The sequence below is a fragment of the Paenibacillus medicaginis genome, from assembly GCF_042138635.1.
GTDB lineage: Bacteria > Bacillota > Bacilli > Paenibacillales > Paenibacillaceae > Paenibacillus > Paenibacillus medicaginis.
Genome location: NZ_JBHIRY010000077.1, coordinates 1 through 1115, shown reverse-complemented (window position 1 = coordinate 1115; position 1115 = coordinate 1). Strand labels below are relative to the sequence as shown.

1 protein-coding gene is annotated in these 1115 nt (G+C 48.0%); it reads right to left on the bottom strand.

Annotated elements, in window-relative coordinates:
- Positions 1-1058 (bottom strand): group II intron reverse transcriptase/maturase (gene ltrA / locus ACE5LO_RS27685; RefSeq protein WP_375523130.1); only part of this gene is annotated, 1058 nt, incomplete at its 3' end.
- Positions 1059-1115: the final 57 nt, after the last annotated feature.

The following is a 1115-nucleotide window of genomic DNA, read 5'->3' as shown; positions in this document are numbered from 1 at the left end:
GCTCGCACCCTCATTCGCGTCCATTTATCCAGACGTTCAAACTTTTTCTTTACATTCCCTATGCCGAAATAATTGCCAAATCCTCGGGTGATTTCGTTGAGTTTCTTGAGCATTTCCTTTAGGTTGTTTCCTTGTTGTCTGCGAGTCGCTTTTCGGATTTTATCCTTGTATTTCTTCACTTTCGCGTCCGGTACCAGGAGATAACCCTTCCAAAAGTCGAATCCCAGAAAACGAAACCCGTCTTCGCCATCTACAACTTTTGTTTTCTCCGGATGCATTCGCAGTCGAAGTTCTACTTCCAGTATGATCTTTGCCGCTACATACGCCTCTTCTGCCTGTTCCTTTGTCTTGCATAGGACCACTGCATCGTCCGCGTACCTTACAACAGCGAATCCCTGCTCCTTCATTCTCCAGTCAAACGTATTCAGATAAATGTTCGCCAAGAGTGGCGAGATGACTCCACCCTGTGGTGACCCGATTTCCGTTTCATGGAACTGATCATCTTCCATGATTCCCGCCGTTAGCCATCCGCGAATGAGCGTCAGTACTTTTCCGTCCGAGATTCTTTCTTGCACCTTCTCCATGAGTCCCTCGTGGGGGATTTCATCGAAGAAAGATACAATATCCAGGTCCACTACATGTTCATATCCGTTACGTTTGGCCCGCCGAATGGTACGTATGGCTTGATGTGCCGAGTATCCTGCCCGAAATCCAAAGCTATAGTAGTAAAAGTCCTCTTCAAAGATAGGCTCAATGATTTGACGGACGGCTTGCTGACATACCCGGTCCCGGATCGTGGGAATGCCTAACGGCCTTAACTTCCCATTCCCCTTCTCAATGTAATGCCGCCTCACTGGATCGGGAACGTACCGCCCCTGCTGCAATAACCTTTGCAGTTCCCTCAGGTTCGTGCTCACATTCTTCTCGTACATCCCGATGCTGACGCCATCGATTCCGCCACTTCCTTGATTCTTCTTCACCGACAGCCAGGCTTCGTGCAGATTGTTCATTTGGTAAACCTTATCGATTAAGGAATAGTAACGTCTTTTCGGTTTCATTGGTGTTTCACCACCTTTACCGCTACTCACCAAGCTGGTCTTGTTTCCGCTACAGAT